This is a genomic window from Coprococcus sp. OM04-5BH (assembly GCF_003482105.1).
Classification (GTDB): Bacteria; Bacillota; Clostridia; order Lachnospirales; family Lachnospiraceae; genus Coprococcus.
The window spans coordinates 133,355-153,950 of the sequence record NZ_QULM01000004.1; the positions used below are offsets into that span (position 1 = coordinate 133,355).

Consider the following 20,596-nt stretch of genomic DNA (forward strand, 5'->3'; position numbering starts at 1 on the left):
ATTCAAACATATGTGGTATCCTTTACCCGTCAATAAAATTAATATTCTTCGGGGCGGAGTGAAAGTCTCCACCGGCGGTATTTAGCATGGAAGCTATAAGCCCGCGAGCCGCATGGCATGACCTGGTGAGAATCCGGGGCCGACAGTATAGTCTGGATGTGAGAAGTAAGATATGAGATCAGGATAGAGACAGCTAAAGCAATATGATGTTGTTGATGGCAGTTGGTTATCGGATGATTTAAGAAATTTTGAGCCGGAGGTATTAATCCCCCGGCTCTTTGTTTATTGTAATGATGTCATAGACATCGTTACGTTGCAGCAACCCTTGCCGTAGGAAGCACCAAGTGTCGAAGACACATTTAGAATGGTGCTGACGACTTGCCGCCGAGTGTAAACGAGGGGGCGTTACCAAACAGGCAATTTCAAATGGTTGCTGCTCCCATTATTGTAATGATGTCAAGGGCAGATACATATATACAGAAAGAAGTGATCAAATGGAACACAATTCAGTTGTGATTACAGAAGAAGATAAGAAATATATGCGGCGGGCAATAGAGCTTGCGAAGCTTGGAACCGGTGCAGTGAACCCTAACCCACTGGTGGGGGCGGTTATTGTTAAGGATGGCAGGATCATAGGTGAAGGATATCACAGAAAATATGGTGAGCTTCATGCGGAGCGGGATGCCATAGCCCATCTTACAGAGGACGCCGAGGGAGCGGACATGTATGTTACTCTCGAGCCATGCTGTCACTACGGCAAGCAGCCACCCTGTGCCCTGGCGGTAATAGAACATAAGATAAAGCGGGTATTTGTAGGCTCAGATGATCCAAATAAACTGGTTTCAGGTGGCGGATATAAGCTCCTTCGGGACGCGGGAATAGAGGTTATCACCCATGTGCTCAAGGATGAATGTGACGGCATAAATGATGTGTTCTTTCACTATATTGTGAACAAGACTCCTTATGTTGTAATGAAATATGCCATGACCATGGACGGCAAGATAGCGACCAGGGAGGGCTACAGCAAGTGGATAACAGGAGAGACTGCCAGAAACCATGTGCAGGAACAGAGAAATGCATTATCCGGAATAATGGCAGGAATAGGTACTGTATTAAAGGATGATCCCATGCTTACCTGCAGGATACCTGGTGGAAGAACACCGGTGAGGATCATTTGCGATACCCACGGAAGGATTCCTGTGGACAGCAACATAGTAAAATCTGCAGATACGGTCAGAACAATAATCGCTGTGTCTGACAAATGGATCGATACTTCCGATGGACAGGAAAAGGCCAATAAATTAAATGATATGGGAGCTGAGATACTTGCTGTTCCTGAAAATGACGGACACATAGATCTTAAGGCTCTTATGACAGAGCTTGGTGCCCTGCAGATAGATGGAATATTGCTTGAGGGTGGAGGAACCCTTAACGAGAGTGCTCTTAAGGCAGGCGTTGTAAATGAAGTGGACGCCTATATAGCACCTAAGATATTTGGCGGAGCAGGTCACTCCCCTGTAGATGGCGAGGGTGTTTCCCTGCCGGATGAAGCATACCGGTTCAGACTTGCGAAAACTGAGCAATATGGGGAGGATGTTCTCTTGATATATAAAAAATTATAGTAAAAATATTCAGGTGATTTATTAGAGAATCAAATTGCATGATCAAATAATATGATTTGCATGGTATGTTCCATCCAGACAATAGTGATATTTTTCGTTATGAGGTTTTGACCTAGCTACCAGCACAAAGCCCACGTTCAAATCCGAAGGGTGCGTTTGGGCGGCTGCTGGTTAAAAAGCGGTCAAACCGAATAGAAAAAATCACGTGGCTGGTGGAATATGGCCATGTAGATCAATATGGCCATGTAGATCAATATGACTATGTAAATCATATTAATAGACACATTGCATGAAATGTTTTTAATAGAAGGATGTGAGCAGATGTTTACAGGGATAATAGAAGAAATGGGAACCATCAGGAAGATAGACAGGGGAGCGGCCTCCTGCAAGCTGATGGTCAAGGCCTCAAAGGTTCTTGAAGGAACCATGGTGGGAGACAGCATTGCTACAAATGGCGTTTGCCTTACAGTGACCGCAATGTCTTCCGATGGTTTTACCGCAGATGTAATGCCTGAGACCTTAAGACGGAGTAATCTTGGAAAATTAAGCTCTGGAAGTTATGTAAACCTTGAAAGAGCCATGAGTGCAAATGGCAGATTTGGCGGACATATAGTTTCAGGACATATAGATGGCACAGGTACCATCCGGGAAATGAAGAGAGAGGATAATGCAGTCTGGGTTACAGTGGATTGTGACAGGAAACTTCTGAAATATATCATTGAAAAAGGCTCAATAACCATAGACGGAATAAGCCTTACGGTAGCATATGTGGATGACACCTGTTTTAAGGTATCAATAATACCTCATACCGCCGAAGAAACCACACTGCTAAAGGGGAAGCCCGGCACAGTGGTTAATCTGGAGAACGACATAGTAGGTAAATACGTGGATAAGCTGCTACATTTTGATGAGATGACCGGTGGCACAGAAAAAAAACCAAGCAAGAAAAGCAGCGGAGGGCTTGACATGGGCTTCCTTGCTGAAAACGGATTTGCCTGATAGATAATGTCTTAGATATGTCCAAATACAGATGAATCGTTAATTAAAGCAGGTCGATAAAAATAGTCTGATGAATAAGAGTGGACTGATAAATAAAAATAGATCGGCAAATAAAAGCAGATCGACAAATAAAAATAATTTCATAAATAAAATAAATCAATATTTAGATAAAGAAAGGAACAGACATGGAATTTAACAGTATTGAAGAAATTGCTGCAGATCTTGCGGCAGGAAAAGTAGTAGTAATGCTCGATAACGAGGACAGAGAAAATGAAGGAGACGTTATATGTGCTGCTGAATTTGCCACGACCGAGAATGTAAACTTTATGGCAAAATACGCAAGGGGACTTATCTGCATGCCTATGGCAGGTGAGTACGCAGATAAGCTTAACCTTCCTCAGATGTGTATAACAAATACAGATAATCACTGCACAGCATTTACAGTGTCTGTAGATCATGTAAGCACAACAACAGGTATCTCAGCAGAAGAGAGAGGCATAACAGCCAGAGCATTTGTGGCAGATGACGCAAAGCCGGCAGACTTCAGAAGACCTGGACACATGTTCCCGCTTACAGCCGTACCGGGTGGAACCATAGAGAGAAATGGCCATACAGAGGCTACAGTAGATCTATGTAAGGTTGCGGGCCTTAAGCCTTGCGGTCTCTGCTGTGAGATCATGAAGGATGACGGAACCATGGCAAGAAAGGATGACCTTATTGCATTTGCAAAGGAGCATGGACTCAAGATCTCAACCATAGCAAAGCTTATCCAGTACAGAAAAGAACATGAGGTGTTCGTTGAGTGTGTTGCCAAGGCAAAAATGCCTACAAGATATGGCGAGTTCACCATCTATGGATATATCAATAAGTTAAACGGTGAGCACCATGTGGCTCTTGTTAAGGGAGATATAACAGACGGCGAGCCTGTTCTATGTCGTGTACATTCAGAGTGTCTTACAGGAGATGCCCTTGGCTCAGCAAGATGTGACTGCGGCCAGCAGTATGACGCCGCCATGAAAATGATCGCAAAAGAGGGCAGAGGCGTGCTTCTTTACATGAGACAGGAGGGCAGAGGCATAGGTCTTATTAATAAGATAAAAGCCTATGAGCTTCAGGATCAGGGACTTGATACAGTTGAGGCAAATCTCAAGCTTGGCTTCCCTGAGGACGCAAGAGATTATACTATCGGTACCCAGATACTTGTGGATCTCGGAATAAGAAAACTCAGACTTCTCACCAATAATCCGCTTAAGGTATACGGTCTTTCAGGCTACAACCTTGAGATCGTAGAGAGAGTCCCTATAGAGATGGAACCGGGCAAATTTGACGAGTTCTACCTCAGAACCAAGAAAGAGAAGATGGGCCATATCTTAGATAACGTATAAAATATAGGATTGTAAAGTTTGGCATTATGTAAACCACATTATACAAAGCTGTATTATGTAAACTGGTGAAATGCAATATAAACAAAATCATTACCAAGTATATGATGTTATAAATATTTTACATCATAGAAGCTCGTATATAGATATGATCAAAAGCGTATATGAGCAGCGATTTTGTAATATATAAGTCCATACCATAGCGAAATTTTCGTTATGAGTCTTGGGAAGCTTTAGGCACAAAGCCCATGTTTGAACCCGAAGGGTGAGTTTGGGCGACTGCCGTTAAAAAGCGAGCAAAGGGAATAGAAAATGAGCGTGTATGGCGTTATATTACAAAATACGCTGCTAAACAAAAATATAATTAAAAAAGTGTCAAATGACACATAAAAAAGACAGCACGCCATCATTTCGTGAGCCGTGCCAATAATTAAAAAGGAGATAAAGATCATGAAAAAATTAGAAGGAAAAATGGTAGCAAATGGTGCAAAGATTGGAATTGTTGCAGCAAGATTTAACGAATTTATAGTATCAAAGCTTGTAAGCGGTGCAGAGGACGCACTCTTAAGACATGACGTAAACCCTGATGACATTACAGTAGCATGGGTGCCGGGAGCATTTGAAATCCCACTTGCAGCCAAGAAGATGGCTATGAGCGGCAGATACGACGCAGTGATCTGTCTCGGAACAGTAATAAGAGGTGCCACAAGCCATTACGATTATGTATGTAATGAAGTATCAAAGGGTGTTGCGGCAGTTGGCCTTGAGTCAGGAATACCTGTAATGTTCGGTATTGTTACAACAGAGAATATTGAACAGGCAATAGAAAGAGCCGGCACCAAGGCAGGAAATAAGGGATATGACTGTGCAATGGGTGCCCTTGAGATGATCGACCTTATGAAGCAGATGTAAAGTTTTTCAGGAAAAAAGGTTGTGTCAGACGTTAAATAAAAAACGGAAATTTAAAGTCAGCCGGATTTAAATGGACTGATATTCAAAAAGGAGCAGCTTTATATGGCAGAGAATTATAGCGTAAACAAGGATACAAAATTACTTTTTTTCGATATTGACGGAACCCTTATTACCGAGGACGGAAGAAGATATTTCCCTGAAAGTGCAAAAAAGGCACTAAGGCAGGCAAGGGAAAATGGCCATCTTGTATTTATAAATACCGGCAGAGTCATGTGCAATATAACCGAAGAGATAAAGTCGGCAGGCTTCGATGGTTTTGTATGTGGCTGTGGAACATATATAAGCTACAGAGATCAAGTCATCTTCCACAATGAACTCAACAGAAAACTGTGCCATGATATAGCTATGATATGCAGAAAAAGCAGGATGTACGGGCTTTATGAACATACAGACGGTGTGTATCTGGACGGCTGTAACAAGGACAATGAGCTGTTAAAGGAAATGGTAGGATATTTCAGGAATAACGGCATAAATGTAGGAGAAGATATAGAGGACGGCAGATTTATATTTGATAAGTTCTGCTGCTGGTATGATGAAAAGAGTGATCTTCAGGGCTTTAAAAATGCCATAGAACCATATTTCGATTACATTGACAGAGAAGGGAATTTCTGTGAGATAGTGCCAAAGGGGTTCAGCAAGGCCACCGGAATACAGGCGCTCCTTGACAGATTTGACCTGCCTCTTACAAATGCCTACGCCTTCGGAGACGGTAACAATGATGCCCCGATGTTGAGTTATGTGCCTAATAGTATTATAATGGCAAAAGGACCTGAGGAGCTTAAGAAGAAGTGCATGATGGTCACAGAGGACGCCATTGACGATGGCATATACAATGCGTTAAAGAGATTGGAGATTATATAATGAATGAAACTCCTGCAAATGAAAATAAGTTAAGGCTTATAGACAGACTGTCCATAGCTGTAACAAGTCCTAAGAATTATGACGAACTTGTTAAGCTTAGCACAGGTAAGGTAGTAACCTATATGATTTTAATTTCCTTCCTTCTGGCTTTCATAGAATTTGGAATAAATGCCATAACCTATGTTGCCAGGATTGGTGGATTTGAAAATCTCATCCTAAACAGTATGCCTAAATTCACATATCAGGACGGAACCCTTGACATGGAGGATGAATTTTCCATGGATGTTGGAAGTGCTACTATATATGTGAACACAGATTACACAGACATAACCCTTGACGACATAAATTCCGATGGAATATATATTGCCTTTGGCAGTTCAAATGTGATCATGGGCTTAAAGAGTACAGGCATGCAGTATACCTATTTTGATTATAAACTGTCTGACCTGTTCTGGGGAGACTTTGATAATCAGGGTTTAAGTACCATGGTGCCTCAGTTTTACATGTATATAATATTTGTGGCATTATTTGTGATGGTATCAAAGGCAGTGAAGATACTTTTCCTTGCACTGGTGTTTACAATAATTGCAAGGCCTCTTGCAATGAGGTTTAATACCGGGTATGAATTTGCCCAGGTATATAAGATATGTATATTCGGACAGACACTTTCATTCCTGCTTACAGCGGTCAATACCACAGCAGGATATATTATAGGACCTTCACTTATGACATTTATCACGCTGATAATTTCGTTTGTATATATCAACAGGGCTATCATGAGCAAGGCAAATATATCCGATATACCACCGGGAAGCCTGTAAATATGAAAATAGTAAACGGGCAGATGCCGGCAAGGTGGATATGCAGGTATCCGTATAAAAATATGCAAATGCCATAATATGCCCATTAAAAGCATGTAATATCCGGTAAGGAGACAGATATGGAGATAGAAAAGAAATATATTGTAAATACATTGCCTGATAAGCTTGACAGCTACAGGTGTAAGAGCCTTGAACAGGCATATATATCCACAAGTCCTGTGATAAGAGTCAGAAGATCGGATGACAGGTATATCCTTACAGTAAAGTCAAAGGGATTAATAGAAAGAGAAGAATTCGAGCTGGACATGGACAGAGCGGAATATGAAAGTCTTGTAAAAAAAGCTGATGGAAATGTAATATTAAAGAAGCGTTATATAATCCCTGTTACAGATACCGACGGTGGCTGCGGGGATAAGGATGTTGATGCTGGACTTAAGGTAGAGCTTGATATATTTGAAGGGGATTTCAAAGGACTTGTATATGCAGAGGTGGAGTTTCCGTCGCTGGAGTGGGCTGAGAAATTCAAAGCCCCATCCTGGTTTGTAAGGGATGTCACCGGAGAAGGAGCATATCAGAACAGTGCTTTGAGTACTATGGATAAGGCAGATATTCCCGATTTCATTGAAAAGACATTGAGATAAGATGATATCGCAGATTTCATGGCAGAGACATCGAGATAAGAGGATATTCCAGATCTTATGGCAAAGATATTGAACTAAAACAGAAGATACATGAGTATAAAAAAGATTAAGAAGGAGGAAGACTGATGATAGCAAGAATGTTATTTGCAACCGGATATGAAGAAGTAGAAGCACTTACAGTAGTTGACCTTTTAAGAAGAGCAGGAATAGACTGCAGAATGGTATCGGTATATGATGAGGACTATGCAGTGGGAAGCCACAACATAACCATCAAGATGGACGAGAAGATATCAGAGATCGGTGGCGACGCAGACGCTGTTATCCTTCCGGGTGGAATGCCGGGAGTTACCAATCTCATCGCCAGTGATAAGGTTAAGGAGATCGTGACCGGCCAGTATAACTCAGGAAAGCTTGTGGCAGCAGTGTGTGCAGCACCTACAGCCCTCGGAAGCTTTGGAATACTTAAGGATAAGAAGGCCACCTGCTATCCGGGAATGGAGGGACAGCTTAACAGCAGAGAGTTCCTTACAGATCCGGTTGTTACAGATGGAAATGTAGTGACCAGCAGAGGCATGGGAACATCTATAGAATTTGGACTTAAGATCGTAGAATTATTAAAGGACAAGGATACAGCAGATGATCTGGCTGTAAAGATCGTATACAGATAAATGGTTGACATAAGTATTTCGGTAAGAAAACTTGTAGAATTTATCCTTCGCAGTGGAGACATAAGCGATGGTAGTAGTGGGACTCTGTCAAAGGAAGCCATGAATGCGGGAAGCCGTATCCATAGAAAGCTTCAGAAAATGGCAGGGTCTTATTATGATGCAGAAGTTTCTCTCAAGCATGCCGTCACAAGGGAGGATATATGTCTTGTGGTTGAGGGCAGGGCTGACGGTATCATAGATCAGAGAAGCAACAAAAATGCGGACACTGATTACATGATAGACGAGATAAAGGGTGTGTACAGAAAACTGGATGACATAGAAGAGCCGGAGACAGTACACCTTGCCCAGGCTAAGTGCTATGCATATATATGGGCATTGAAAAATAAACTTAAGGATATTTCAGTACAGGTTACTTATGTAAACCTGGAAAGCGAAGAAATAAAAAGATTTTCAGAGCTTTATACCGTTGGTGAGTTGGAGCAATGGTACACAGAGCTTATGGACAAGATGTTCATGTGGATAAAGCTTGCCCTGGAACACAGTAAGGAGAGAAACAGCTCCATTGAGAATCTGGAATTTCCGTATTCCTACAGGAAGGGACAGAAGGACATGGCCGCCTGTGTCTATAACACCATAAAGAATGGGGAGCATTTGTTTGTTCAGGCACCTACCGGAATCGGCAAGACCATGGCAGCCATATTTCCCACGGTGAAATCATTTGCCACAGGGCTTACGGAGAAGCTGTTTTATCTTACAGCCAAGACCATAGCAAAGAGCGTTGCGGTAAATGCATTTGCTGTGTTAAGGGATAAGGGGCTGTACTTTAAGACAGTTATCATAACCGCCAAGGAAAAGGCGTGTCCTTTAGATGAGATGAACTGTGACCCGGAGAAATGCCCCTACGCCAAAGGTCATTATGACAGGGTAAATAATGCTCTCTATGAAATGGTGAAAAATGAAAATGTAATAGACAGGGACTGCGTGGCAGGATATGCAGAGAGGTATAAGGTGTGCCCCTTTGAGCTTAGTCTGGACGCAAGCTTATTTGCCGATGGGATAATATGCGATTACAATTATGTGTTCGATCCCCGGGTGAACCTTAAAAGATTTTTTGCAAAGGATGACGGACAGGCGGGAAAATACGTTTTTTTGGTGGATGAGGCCCATAACCTTGTGGACAGGGCTTCCTCCATGTACAGTGCCGTGCTCATAAAAGAAGATTTCCTTGAAGCAAAGAAGATAATAAAGAATTACAGCGTTAAGACCACCAGAGCCATTGACCGGTGCAACAGGGAGTTCCTGGCTCTGAAACGGCAGCTTGTGGGGCTTGACTATATGGAGCTTGCTTCCATAGGAGATCTGGAATTTGCCCTGATGAACCTGTATTCCGCTCTTGAGACATTTCTTGAGGATCACAGGCATATAAAAGAACGCAAAGAGGTAATGGAGTTTTATTTTAAGATCAATACCTTTTTAAACATCAGGGATCTGGTGGATGAAAATTATGTAATATACGATGAGCTTCTTTCTGACGGAAGGTTCATGGTGAAGCTGTATTGCATAAAGCCCTCGGCAAATCTCTCCCTGTGTATGAGCAGGGGCATTGCCACGGTATTTTTCTCGGCAACCATACTTCCTGTAAAATATTATAAGGAAATGCTGTCAGATTCGGAAAGTGACAGGGCAATATATATACCATCCCCATTTGACAGGGAAAAAAGAAGAATATTGCTGGGAAGAGATGTAACAACCCGGTACAACAGACGCAACAAAAATGAATATCTTCATATATTTGAATATATAAGGAAAATTGTGGACGCCCATAAGGGGAATTATATGGTATTTGTCCCCTCTTACAATATGCTGGAGAAGCTTTACGACATTACCGAAGAAGAAGGAGTCGGAGATTATCATGTGATGACCCAGAGCCCGGCAATGACCGAGACTGAGAGAGAGGAGTTCCTTGAGGAATTTGACAGGAGAAATGACATACTGGCGTTTTGTATAATGGGAGGCATATTCTCCGAGGGAATAGATCTTACAGGTGAAAGCCTTGTGGGGGCAGTGGTGGTAGGACCGGGTCTTCCACAGGTATGTAACGAGAGACAGATACAGATGGATTTCTTTGACAGAAACGGCAGGGACGGATTCAGGTATACATATCAGTATCCGGGGATAAACAAGGTGTTCCAGGCAGCAGGAAGAGTCATAAGGACTGAGAAGGACATGGGAGTTATTGCTCTTCTGGATGAGAGATTTGCCTACAGGGAGTATACGGAATTATTTCCAATAGAATGGAACGATCACCTTACCTGTAACCGGGAAAATGTCCGGAGACTTTTGGAGAATTTCTGGGATAAGTACAATAGAGATAATTCTTAGATATACATTTTCCTCCAGAGGTGCTATAATGATTGGCACACGTTGAAAAATGTCAAAAAATAAATGAAAAATGATACTCAGTACAAGGAGACAGATATGGTTAATGTTACTGTTAGGGATATACTGAAAGCCACCGGCGGTGAACTGCTTTCAGGAAATGAAGATACGGAGCTTCTTGATATCTGTACGGATTCAAGAAAGATAAAGGCAGGAGATCTGTTTGTACCACTTCTGGGAGAGAAGGTAGACAGTCATATATTCATCGATAAGGCAATGGAAGTCGGTGCCGCCACCCTTACATCGGAGCATGACGGAATAGTGGAGTCAGATAAGGCTTACATAAGGGTAGACAATACCCGTGATGCACTTCAGGATATCGGATTATACATAAGAAAAAGGTATGACGATATGCCTTATATAGGGGTTACCGGAAGTGTAGGAAAGACAACTACCAGAGAAATGATAACTGCAGCCATCAGTACATCAAAGAGGTGCTTCCATACAAAGGAGAACAGAAATTCTCAGGTGGGAGTTCCTGTAACATTGTCAGAGCTTGACAAGGGATATGAAGCAGCAGTTATTGAGATGGGTATCTCGGAGCCGGGAGAGATGGAGCGTCTTTCAAGAATGGTAATGCCAAGTATATGCGTTGTTACTATTATAGGTGTTGCTCATATTGAGCATATGGGTTCCAAGGAGAATATCAGAAATGAGAAGCTTAAGATAGCCAGCCACATGAAAGAAGGGGGAATAATGCTCTTAAACGGTGATGATCCTCTTCTTAACGAGGTTAAGGGCAGGATTGACTATAAGACCATAACCTTTGGCTGTGGTGAGGAAAATGATTTCAGAGCCACTGATATAGTAGCAAAGCAGGGACACACATATTTCAAGTGCCTGCACGACGGAGAGTCTGTTGATGTGTGCCTTGCCACAATGGGAAGACATAACGTAAGAAATGCCCTTGCGGCAATAGCTGTGGCATATCTTCTGGGGATACCTATGGAAGTGGCAAGTGAGGGCTTCAAGGATTTCTATGGAATAAGACAGAGAGTGCTGAAGCTTGAGGGAAGATATACCATAATTGATGATGCTTACAATGCAAGTCCTGATTCAATGAGGGCTGCCATTGATGTTCTCTGCGATTACAAATGTGAGGGCAGGAAGATAGCGGTTCTTGGAGATATGTTTGAGCTGGGTGAGAACAGCAGGAAGTACCATCGGGAACTGGGTGAGTATATAAGAGACAAGAAGATAGATGAGGTTGTAGTAGTAGGTAAGGATTCCATGGAGATTAAGAAAGCCATAGATGAGTGCCCGGATTCCTACTGCAAGGCATATTCATTCAGCGACAACGAGGAGGTGTCCATATATCTTATGGCTATTATGAAGCCTGAGGATGTGGTACTTATTAAAGGATCGAATGGAATGAAACTCAATGAAGTGGTGAATATTCTTATGAATTAGGGCTTTTTGTTATACAAAAGTTACAAAAAAAAACCACTAAAAAATATATTACCCCCGAAACTATGGTGATTTTGACAGATATCTGTCAAAAATGTCTGACTATTAGGTAAAAAGGGAGAAAAAAAGCAGCATTATTGAAAAAAGCCCGGAAATAAGGTATTATCAAGGTAACTTGAAGCATATAAAATTTTTAAGTTATATAATAATTATTATGGAGGATTAGATAATGGCTACAGCAAAGAAGACAGAAGACGCTAAGAAGGTTGTTAAGGCAACTCCAGCAGATTTAGTTGCCAAGGTTGAAGCAAGCAAGAAGGCAGCAGCTAAGGCTGAGGCTCCAAAGGCTGAAGAGAAGAAGGCAGTACCTGCTAAGGCAGCAGCTCCTAAGAAGACAGCAGTTAAGGCTGAGGCTCCAAAGGCTGAAGAGAAGAAGGCAGCACCTGCTAAGAAGGCACCTGCTAAGAAGGCAGCAGTTAAGACAAGCGAAACAGTATTCATTGAGTTCGCAGGTGGTCAGATTGAGATCGCTTCAATCGTTGAGAAGGTTAAGGAAAGCCTTGCAGGTAAGGTCGTTAAGGACTTAAAGGTTTACTACCAGCCAGAGAAGAGTGTTGCATACTATACAGCAGATGGCGAGTCTGGTTCAGTTAATCTTTAATCAGTAGTCTTTAATATAATACAATACTTAATAAAAGAATTCCCCGGATGTATGTTCAGGGAATTTTTTTAAGTTTAGGAAAGGGTTTACTTCATATTCTTAGAAGTTGCAGTTTGCATGTGGCTGTCAGGGGGGACTGTGCTATAATAGACTCCGTAGCTCAAAAAAACAGAAGCAGAGGCTTGTACTTATACAGTGTAAGCCATAGTAGGATCATGCCTGTGGCATGGCGGATATGGGGTGATACAGGTGGCAGACATTATTTCATTTGAAGACAGAAAGAGAGAACTTAAGAATTCCGGCAAGATACCGGGAAGGATATACAGGGATAACGATATAATGGAAAGTATATGCAACAAGGGATACAGCGACAGTGATATAAACTATATATTCCGCAAGGAAATTCTGGAATTTGATATAAGGAAGATATTGTGATAAAGACATTATAAGGAAGACGTTGCAGAAAGATAAAACATAAGCCCCGGGGAATAATCCACCGGGGCTTACTTTTGTAATGATTTATAAAGGTATTTATTATGGAATTCCTACTTGTTGATGGTGAAGTCAGCGTATGCTGATGGAAGACCATGTTCCTTAATGTCGAGACCTTCGATCTCTTCCTCCTCAGTAACTCTGAGTCCGAGAGTAGCCTTGATAATAAGGAATGCGATTGTGATAGTTACGGCTGTCCATGCTGCAATGGAGAAGAGACCTGTCAACTGTACTCCCAGTAAGTGGAAGCCACCGCCGTAGAAGAGACCCTTGCCGCATATCTGGTTTGCACCATATGTAACGCCATCACCAAATCCTCTTGCAAATGCAGGAGCTGTATCAGTTGCAAATAAACCTACTGCAATAGTACCCCAGATACCATTTAAGCAGTGAACTGCAACAGCACCAACAGGGTCATCAATATGAAGCTTGTGATCAAGGAGCCATACACCGAATACTACAAGCAAGCCGGCAACAGCACCGATTATAGTAGAACCAAGAGCGTCTGTAACATCACATGAAGCTGTAATAGCTACAAGACCTGCAAGTGAAGCATTAAGACACATTGATACATCAGGCTTGCCATATTTGATCCATGTGAATATCATACAAACTACTGTTGCAATGGCAGGAGCAATAGTTGTTGTAAGGAAGATAGAACCTAACTCCGCAACGGTTGTTGCGGCTGCACCGTTAAATCCGTACCAGCCGAGCCAGAGGATGAATACACCTAAAGCACCAAGTGGAAGGTTATGACCAGGAAAAGAATTTACCTTAGTTACCTTACCGTTCTTGTCTCTGTCGAACTTACCGATACGAGGTCCAAGTAAAGCAGCACCGATAAGGGCTGAGATACCACCTACCATGTGGATACATGTTGAACCGGCGAAATCGTGGAAGCCAAGGTTTGCTAACCAGCCGCCGCCCCATACCCAGTGGGCTTCGATAGGATATATTACAGCAGAGATGATAGCTGAATATACACAATATGAAATAAATTTTGTTCTTTCTGCCATGGCACCTGAAACAATAGTAGCGGTTGTGGCACAGAACACAAGGTTAAATACGAAGTTTGAAAAATCAAAATTTGCATAGTCTGTGAAAATGTCAAATCCAGGTTTTCCGATTATGCCTACAATATCTTCACCAAGTAAAAGTGAAAATCCAATGATGATGAACACCACCGTACCTATACAGAAATCCATAAGGTTTTTCATGATGATGTTTCCTGCGTTCTTGGCTCTGGTAAATCCTGTTTCAACCATTGCGAAACCAGCCTGCATCCAGAATACCAACGCGGCTCCTATAAGGAACCATACTGCAAAGATTGCTGAGTTATCCATAATAATTCCTCCTTCTTCTTCCCACCGCCGATCCATTTGTATTTTGCCTGGGGCAATGGATCAGGGGTTTACAACGATACAAAAAAATAAGACATGTCACATTCCGGGCGGGAACTCTGACACGTCTTTGTGCATCGCATTGTTTAAATTTAGGTTGAGTATATGACTGTGAAATGGTAAAATATTGTAAAAATCGGACATGTATTTATTAACCTTTATTTATTAAGCAGAGACTTAATAATATAAAGAGAACACTGAAGGAGAGTATATTTTATTATGTTTTACGCAGAGGACATATACCAGAAGAACATAAAATACAATTCAGAGCTTTTCTTTAATGAGAAATTGCCCATGATCGGCTGCGAAACAGACTGGTATACCGCATATGCCGGAGCGGGAGTTAAGGAATATACGGTTTATTGCCAGCTCCTTCAGGGGATAATGGTGGTATTTGCAGAGGGATTGGTTGACATAATTCCGTTGGGCAGAATGAAAAAAGCCATTACATATAAAGAAGGAATAAAAAGCTTTGTGGTATTGCAGCTTCCCTTCGGATACTCCATGAGGGAGGAGGATATATCGGCGATAAGGACGGCTATAGGTAGAGATACTTCCTATAAGAAGATGTCTGCAGAGTTGGACAATGCATCCCGGACAGGAGAGCGGTTAGATATTTGGGTCAATAATGGTGGACAGGATGTTTTCAGAACATGGGCAGAGAAGGTTATTTCTATATTAAGGGACTGTATTGAACCGAAGCACATAGACAGCACAGTGCTTTCCATTACAACACATATATCTCTTAGAAACGGAAAGGTTAGGGTGTCGGAGCTTACAGAGTTGTTTGATTATACCGAGAGAACCATAAGGAGAAAATTCATGGCTGAGCTTGGGGAGGATCCCAAGTTGTACTGCCGGGTGAAGAGAGTGGAGACCACAGTAAACAGGATCCGTTCCTATCCATATGATGATATCAGCTCCTATATGGAGGAATGTGGCTTCGTGGATCAGTCTCATTATCAGAATGAATTTAAACAGATAATGGGTACTACGCCGGGAAAGTTCATAAAAAGAGTCAGGAAATTACAGAGTGATACATCGATGGGAACTTAATAATATTAAGTGATCTGCGGGAAAAAAAGGCAAATATTTTACTGCTACATTAGATAATTATTTAATTATTCTGTCTTTTGGTAATTTGTGGAATTCTGGATTTTCCTATGCTAAAATATTGTCAGCAGTTGGATAGTGTGACTGTGTAAAGGGAACATATCTGCCGGAATTTCACAGACAATATTGTCAGGCAGATCAATATGAAATAACAGGAGGACCTGAATTATGAAGAAAGTAGAGATTGTTGTTCGTTCAGAGAAACTTGATGATGTAAAGTCTATCTTAGATGAGTGTGAATCAACCGGTGCCATGGTGTCAAACATTATGGGTTATGGTAATCAGAAGGGTTACAAGACAACCTACAGAGGCAGTGAGTATGTTGTAAATCTTATTCCGAAGGTTAAGATCGAGACAATAGTTACCGATGATGTTGCAGACAAGGTTGTATTTAAGGTCTGCGAGAAGATATCAACCGGTAAGATCGGTGATGGTAAGATCTTCTTATATGATGTTGCAGATGTTGTCCGTATCCGTACAGGAGAGCGTGGAGAGCAGGCTCTGTAATAAAATTTGCAGAAAACATGATACGCTTTATAGCCCGATGTCAATTATTGGTGATATCGGGCTATTGCTGTCTTAAGAGAAAAATGTTAAGATGTAAGGCATAGTGATAAATCAGAAGAAACAGAAAACCGGAGGATAACATGTCAGAAAATTACAATGACAATATAGACAATAAAGATGAAAATGATAAGGATGACGAGTACGAGAAGTACTGTTATCTCTGCAGAAGACCGGAGAGCGTGGCGGGAAAGCTTATCGATATGCCGGGGGGCATAAGCATATGTCCCGATTGCATGCAGAAGACATTTGACAATTTCAACAACAGCGGTCTTGGAAGCATGCAGTTCCTTGACCTGTCAAATCTTTCAAATATGGGCAATCTTGATATGTCACAGCTTTTCAAGAATGACATACCGGATAAGCAGAAGGTGAAGAAGAAGGCGGCAAAGCCTAAGAAGGAGGAGCCGGAGCTTACACTCCAGACCATACCTGCACCTCATAAGATCAAGGCAATGCTTGACGAGTATGTAATAGGTCAGGAGTATGCCAAGAAGGTAATAAGCGTTGCAGTGTACAATCACTACAAGAGAGTCCTTACCAATACAATGGATGATATTGAGATAGAAAAGTCCAACATGCTCATGGTGGGACCTACAGGCTGTGGTAAGACCTACCTTGTTAAGACCATAGCGAAGCTGTTAAATGTGCCTCTTGCCATAACCGATGCCACAACCCTTACAGAGGCAGGCTATATCGGTGATGATGTAGAGAGCGTGCTTTCAAAGCTTCTTGCAGTGGCAGACAATGATGTGGAGAAGGCTGAGAGAGGAATAGTATTTATCGACGAGATAGACAAGATCGCCAAGAAGAGAAATACAAACAGCCGTGATGTCAGCGGAGAATCAGTACAGCAGGGACTCCTTAAGCTCTTAGAGGGAGCTGATGTGGAGGTGCCGGTAGGTTCGGGAAGCAAGAATGCAATGGTTCCCCTTACTACTATCAATACAAGAAATATCCTGTTTATCTGTGGCGGAGCATTCCCTGATATTGAGGAGATAATAAAAGAAAGACTTAACAAGCAGGCTTCCATGGGATTTAAGGCAGATCTTAAGGACAAATACGACGATAACCCAAATCTCTTAAGGGAGCTTACAAATGACGACTTAAGGGAATTTGGAATGATACCTGAGTTCCTCGGACGACTTCCGATACTCTTTACACTGGACGCTCTGGACAAGGATATGTATGTGAAGATACTTAAGGAGCCTAAGAATGCCATCCTTAAGCAGTACAAGAAGCTTCTTGCCTTGGATGAGGTAGACCTTTGCTTTGATGATTCGGCATATGAAGAGATCGCTGCCCAGGCAATGGAGAAGAAGACCGGAGCCAGAGCCCTTCGTGCCATTATTGAGAAATTTATGCTGGATATCATGTACCAGATTCCAAGGGATGATAATATCGGAAGAGTGACCATCACCGGAGATTATATAAGAGGCACAGGAAGCCCACTTATCGAAATGCGTGGTGTGGAGAGACTTCCGGGCTAGGAGCGGGATTTAAAGGAAGCAGTCAGGAGCAGTTTCGAAGAGGAAATGCTTAAAGATGCTTTAATAAAATATATGCTCTTGAAAAACTTCTTGATAAAAGTTTATCATTATGATACAATCTACGAAGTCCGTAAGGGAGTAGTCAGCATTGGAGACAATGTTGTAGTATCAACATAATGGTATTTATACCTGGTATTACTGTAAATGATGAGACTTAAGAGACAGCTTGTTTGCTGTCCCTTGAGTCTTTTTTTATTTATTGTAATGATGTCGCAGACATCGTTACGCTGCAGCAACCCTTGCCGTAGGCAATTTGTAATGGTTGCTGCTCTATTTATTGTAATGATGTCGCAGACATAGTTACAATACTGATATGAAGGAGAATTTATGAAGATCACAGAACTTTTTATTTTAGCGGTAGGCTTATCCATGGACGCATTTGCAGTGTCCATATGTAAAGGATTGTCCCTTGGCAAGATCAAGGCAAAGCATATGTGCATTGCAGGAGCCTGGTTTGGCGGCTTTCAGGCATTAATGCCACTTATCGGATATTTCCTTGGAAGTTTTCTTGCAGACATGGTAACAAAGTGCTCCCACTGGATAGCATTTGTTCTGTTGGCTATCATAGGTGCAAATATGATCCGTGAGGCTTTCGGAGAAGAGGAGAAGCTTAACAATGATATGGGCTTTAAGACCATGCTGCTCATGGCGGTTGCCACCTCAATAGACGCTCTGGCGGTTGGAGTTACATTTGCATTCCTTAAGGTAAATATAGCTGCTGCCGTATCATTTATCGGTGCCACCGCATTTGTATTATCTGCCCTTGGTGTGAAGATAGGAAGTATATTCTGTGGCAGATACGAGAAGAAGGCAGAGATAGCTGGAGGATGTATCCTCATCCTCATCGGAATAAAAATAGTACTTGACGCATATGGCATATTAGGATAATTTTATGGATAGAATATAACTTGAATATATTCTGTAACGGCAGTGATATTTATGAAATATGACAGCCGTATCAAATGAAAACGGAGATGAAATATGTATAAGAAAAATCTGATAAGTAAGATAAGGAAAGGCACAGCACTTGTTTTAAGTGCCGTTCTTATGTTTTCAATGGCTGCCTGTGGCAAGGAAAATGTAAAGGGATCCATCAATGATAAGACCACAGAGGCTGCTGTGACCACAGAGACAGATAGCAATGAGGACACAGAAGATATAACAACAGAGGATATGAGCCAGTATCAGGAGGATCCTGAGGAGCAGGCAAAGTTCGACGAGTTCTTGGACAGGTACTACAAGGCTGAGGTTACAACAGATACTATTTCATATAACTACAGCATAAAAGACGGTGAAGCAATGGGAATAGAGGAGCCTGAGGTGTCCCTTGGAGATACTGATATGTCTGATGAGGCTGTTGCTGCAGAACGTAAGAAATATGCAGATTTCAAGGCAGAGCTTGAGGGCTTCAGCTACAAGGCACTGACTGCTGACCAGAGACTTACCTATGACATGCTTGACGAGTATCTGACAGTTACAGATATGGCATATGATAATATCTACCTGATGGAGCCGTTTTCCCCTATGAGAGGACTCCAGGCGAATCTTGCCACCAACTTCACAGATTACAGATTTGATGATAAGGGTGATGTGGAGCGTTATATCCAGCTTATAAATATGGTGCCGGATTACTTTAACTCTTATCTTGATTTTGAAAAGGTTAAATCAGAGAAGGGCTACTTCATGTCAGATGACGTGTGCGACCAGGTTATCGAGCAGTGTGATACCTTCCTTGAGAAGACAGATGATCATTTCATGATCACAGTATTTGACTCAAATATTGATGCCCTTGATTTCCTTACAGATGAGGAAAAGGCAGATTTCAAGGCACAGAATAAGGAAGCGGTCTTAAACAGTCTTCTTCCTGCATATCAGAATGTAAAGGATGTGCTTACATCCCTTAAGGGAACCGGTCAGAATGATCTTGGAATATGCTACTACGATGGCGGCAAGGATTACTACGAGTATCTTCTTAAATATTACACAGGCACAGAGAAGACCCCGGAGGAGGTTATCAACATGTTGGATGACAACCTTAACCAGTTGTTCATTGATATGTATGCACTTTACGGTGAAAATCAGGAGGCTTACGAGTATTTTGTTGAGAATTCAGATACATTGTTCTCCACAGAGGGTATGACCTCAAAGGAGATCATAGACGAGCTTATGAGCAAGAATGCCAAGAACTATCCTGATTTCAAGAATATAGAATATGATGTTGACAATCTTGATCCGGCAATGGAATCAATCCTTGAGAATACTCTTGCCTATTACATGGCACCGGCATATGACGATCAGGATCACAATATAATCAGGGTAAATGGAGCCCATGCGGACAGCGGTCTCTGGACAACACTTGCCCATGAGGGATGTCCGGGACACATGTTCCAGAATGCATACTATATGTCCTTGAATCCAAATCCTGTAAGAACCCTTTACAATTTCCTTGGATATAAAGAGGGCTGGGCAATGTATGCCTGCTATGATTCTATCGGAAGCTATGAATTTGACAATCCTGAATATGCAGATGTGCTTACAAAGCTTTACAAGATAAATGATGAGATTGGCTACCTTGCCACAGGCAGGATAGACATAGGTGTTCATTATGAAGGATGGTCAGTTGATGATGTGGCTGATTATCTTAACAAGTCAGGCTTAAACGGTGAGATTGCCCAGGATATATTTGACAGTATCATAGGTGATCCTGCGGTATACCAGAGCTACTCAACAGGATACTACGAGATGGCTGAGCTTGAGGAATATGCCGAGAGACAGCTTGGCGATGATTTCGACCTTAAGGAGTTCAATACAGTCATCCTTAAGACCGGACCTATCCAGTATGACATCTTAAAGAGAGAGGTTAAGAAATATATAGCCGAGAAGAAGGCTGATTAGTCAAATTGGGCAGGCAGATTTAATAGTCTGATTAAAAAATTGAATAGTGAGTCATCTAAGTAATGTGAACATGTCGGGCGTGTATGGGATAATGTTTAGTCATGACGGA

Annotated in this window: 17 protein-coding genes, 1 pseudogene and 1 riboswitch; of the genes and pseudogenes, 17 read left to right on the forward strand and 1 reads right to left on the reverse strand. The window is 41.9% G+C overall.

Annotated features, from left to right (window positions below):
• The first annotated feature begins 40 nt into the window (after positions 1 to 40).
• Positions 41 to 172, forward strand: a riboswitch (FMN riboswitch).
• A gap of 322 nt (positions 173 to 494) precedes the next feature.
• The 12 genes from ribD (at position 495) to DXB54_RS08985 (ending at position 12,908) form a co-directional block, all read left to right on the forward strand.
• Positions 495 to 1,622: a bifunctional diaminohydroxyphosphoribosylaminopyrimidine deaminase/5-amino-6-(5-phosphoribosylamino)uracil reductase RibD gene (ribD, locus tag DXB54_RS08930; protein WP_118694956.1), complete on the forward strand. Its 1,128-nt coding sequence runs from the start codon at positions 495 to 497 to the stop codon at positions 1,620 to 1,622.
• A 321-nt stretch (positions 1,623 to 1,943) separates the two neighbouring features.
• Positions 1,944 to 2,621, forward strand: coding sequence for a riboflavin synthase (locus tag DXB54_RS08935; protein ID WP_118694957.1), 678 nt, complete (start codon positions 1,944 to 1,946; stop codon positions 2,619 to 2,621).
• 185 nt (positions 2,622 to 2,806) lie between these two features.
• Positions 2,807 to 4,006, forward strand: a complete 1,200-nt coding sequence (locus DXB54_RS08940) for a bifunctional 3,4-dihydroxy-2-butanone-4-phosphate synthase/GTP cyclohydrolase II (RefSeq protein WP_118694958.1) — start codon at positions 2,807 to 2,809, stop codon at positions 4,004 to 4,006.
• A 447-nt stretch (positions 4,007 to 4,453) separates the two neighbouring features.
• The gene (gene ribH / locus DXB54_RS08945; protein ID WP_021937768.1) at positions 4,454 to 4,915 is read left to right on the forward strand and encodes a 6,7-dimethyl-8-ribityllumazine synthase; all 462 of its coding nucleotides are present in this window, start codon (positions 4,454 to 4,456) and stop codon (positions 4,913 to 4,915) included.
• Between the two features lie 102 nt (positions 4,916 to 5,017).
• On the forward strand, positions 5,018 to 5,836 hold the full coding sequence (locus DXB54_RS08950; protein WP_021937767.1) for an HAD family hydrolase: 819 nt from the start codon (positions 5,018 to 5,020) through the stop codon (positions 5,834 to 5,836).
• On the forward strand, positions 5,836 to 6,657 hold the full coding sequence (locus tag DXB54_RS08955) for a DUF1189 domain-containing protein (RefSeq protein WP_118694959.1): 822 nt from the start codon (positions 5,836 to 5,838) through the stop codon (positions 6,655 to 6,657). Before DXB54_RS08950 ends, DXB54_RS08955 begins: the two co-directional genes overlap by 1 nt.
• 119 nt (positions 6,658 to 6,776) lie before the next feature.
• Positions 6,777 to 7,298 carry a CYTH domain-containing protein gene (locus DXB54_RS08960; protein WP_021937765.1) on the forward strand — a complete coding sequence of 174 codons (522 nt, stop codon included), beginning with the start codon at positions 6,777 to 6,779 and terminating at the stop codon, positions 7,296 to 7,298.
• Positions 7,299 to 7,423: 125 nt separating this feature from the next.
• Positions 7,424 to 7,966, forward strand: coding sequence for a DJ-1 family glyoxalase III (locus tag DXB54_RS08965; protein ID WP_021937764.1), 543 nt, complete (start codon positions 7,424 to 7,426; stop codon positions 7,964 to 7,966).
• On the forward strand, positions 7,967 to 10,348 hold the full coding sequence (locus tag DXB54_RS08970; protein WP_118694960.1) for an ATP-dependent DNA helicase: 2,382 nt from the start codon (positions 7,967 to 7,969) through the stop codon (positions 10,346 to 10,348).
• A gap of 96 nt (positions 10,349 to 10,444) precedes the next feature.
• Positions 10,445 to 11,815, forward strand: coding sequence for a UDP-N-acetylmuramoyl-tripeptide--D-alanyl-D-alanine ligase (locus tag DXB54_RS08975; RefSeq protein WP_021937762.1), 1,371 nt, complete (start codon positions 10,445 to 10,447; stop codon positions 11,813 to 11,815).
• 226 nt (positions 11,816 to 12,041) lie between these two features.
• Positions 12,042 to 12,473 carry a DUF6465 family protein gene (locus DXB54_RS08980; protein WP_118694961.1) on the forward strand — a complete coding sequence of 144 codons (432 nt, stop codon included), beginning with the start codon at positions 12,042 to 12,044 and terminating at the stop codon, positions 12,471 to 12,473.
• A gap of 249 nt (positions 12,474 to 12,722) precedes the next feature.
• Positions 12,723 to 12,908, forward strand: coding sequence for a hypothetical protein (locus tag DXB54_RS08985; RefSeq protein WP_147361027.1), 186 nt, complete (start codon positions 12,723 to 12,725; stop codon positions 12,906 to 12,908).
• A gap of 119 nt (positions 12,909 to 13,027) precedes the next feature.
• Here the strand turns inward: DXB54_RS08985 and DXB54_RS08990 are convergent.
• Positions 13,028 to 14,308, reverse strand: a pseudogene (locus tag DXB54_RS08990) (ammonium transporter); the annotation flags it as partial.
• Between the two features lie 276 nt (positions 14,309 to 14,584).
• On the opposite strand from DXB54_RS08990, the gene DXB54_RS08995 reads away from it, so the two are divergent.
• From DXB54_RS08995 to DXB54_RS09015, 5 genes are all read left to right on the forward strand, one after another.
• The gene (locus tag DXB54_RS08995) at positions 14,585 to 15,421 is read left to right on the forward strand and encodes a helix-turn-helix domain-containing protein (RefSeq protein ID WP_118694963.1); all 837 of its coding nucleotides are present in this window, start codon (positions 14,585 to 14,587) and stop codon (positions 15,419 to 15,421) included.
• A 225-nt stretch (positions 15,422 to 15,646) separates the two neighbouring features.
• On the forward strand, positions 15,647 to 15,985 hold the full coding sequence (locus tag DXB54_RS09000) for a P-II family nitrogen regulator (protein ID WP_021937757.1): 339 nt from the start codon (positions 15,647 to 15,649) through the stop codon (positions 15,983 to 15,985).
• A 140-nt stretch (positions 15,986 to 16,125) separates the two neighbouring features.
• Positions 16,126 to 17,532 (forward strand): ATP-dependent Clp protease ATP-binding subunit ClpX, encoded by a 1,407-nt coding sequence (gene clpX, locus DXB54_RS09005; RefSeq protein WP_118694964.1) that lies wholly within the window; start codon positions 16,126 to 16,128, stop codon positions 17,530 to 17,532.
• A gap of 387 nt (positions 17,533 to 17,919) precedes the next feature.
• The gene (locus tag DXB54_RS09010) at positions 17,920 to 18,480 is read left to right on the forward strand and encodes a manganese efflux pump MntP (protein ID WP_118694965.1); all 561 of its coding nucleotides are present in this window, start codon (positions 17,920 to 17,922) and stop codon (positions 18,478 to 18,480) included.
• A 93-nt stretch (positions 18,481 to 18,573) separates the two neighbouring features.
• Positions 18,574 to 20,487: a DUF885 domain-containing protein gene (locus DXB54_RS09015; RefSeq protein WP_118694966.1), complete on the forward strand. Its 1,914-nt coding sequence runs from the start codon at positions 18,574 to 18,576 to the stop codon at positions 20,485 to 20,487.
• The last annotated feature ends 109 nt before the right edge of the window (positions 20,488 to 20,596 follow it).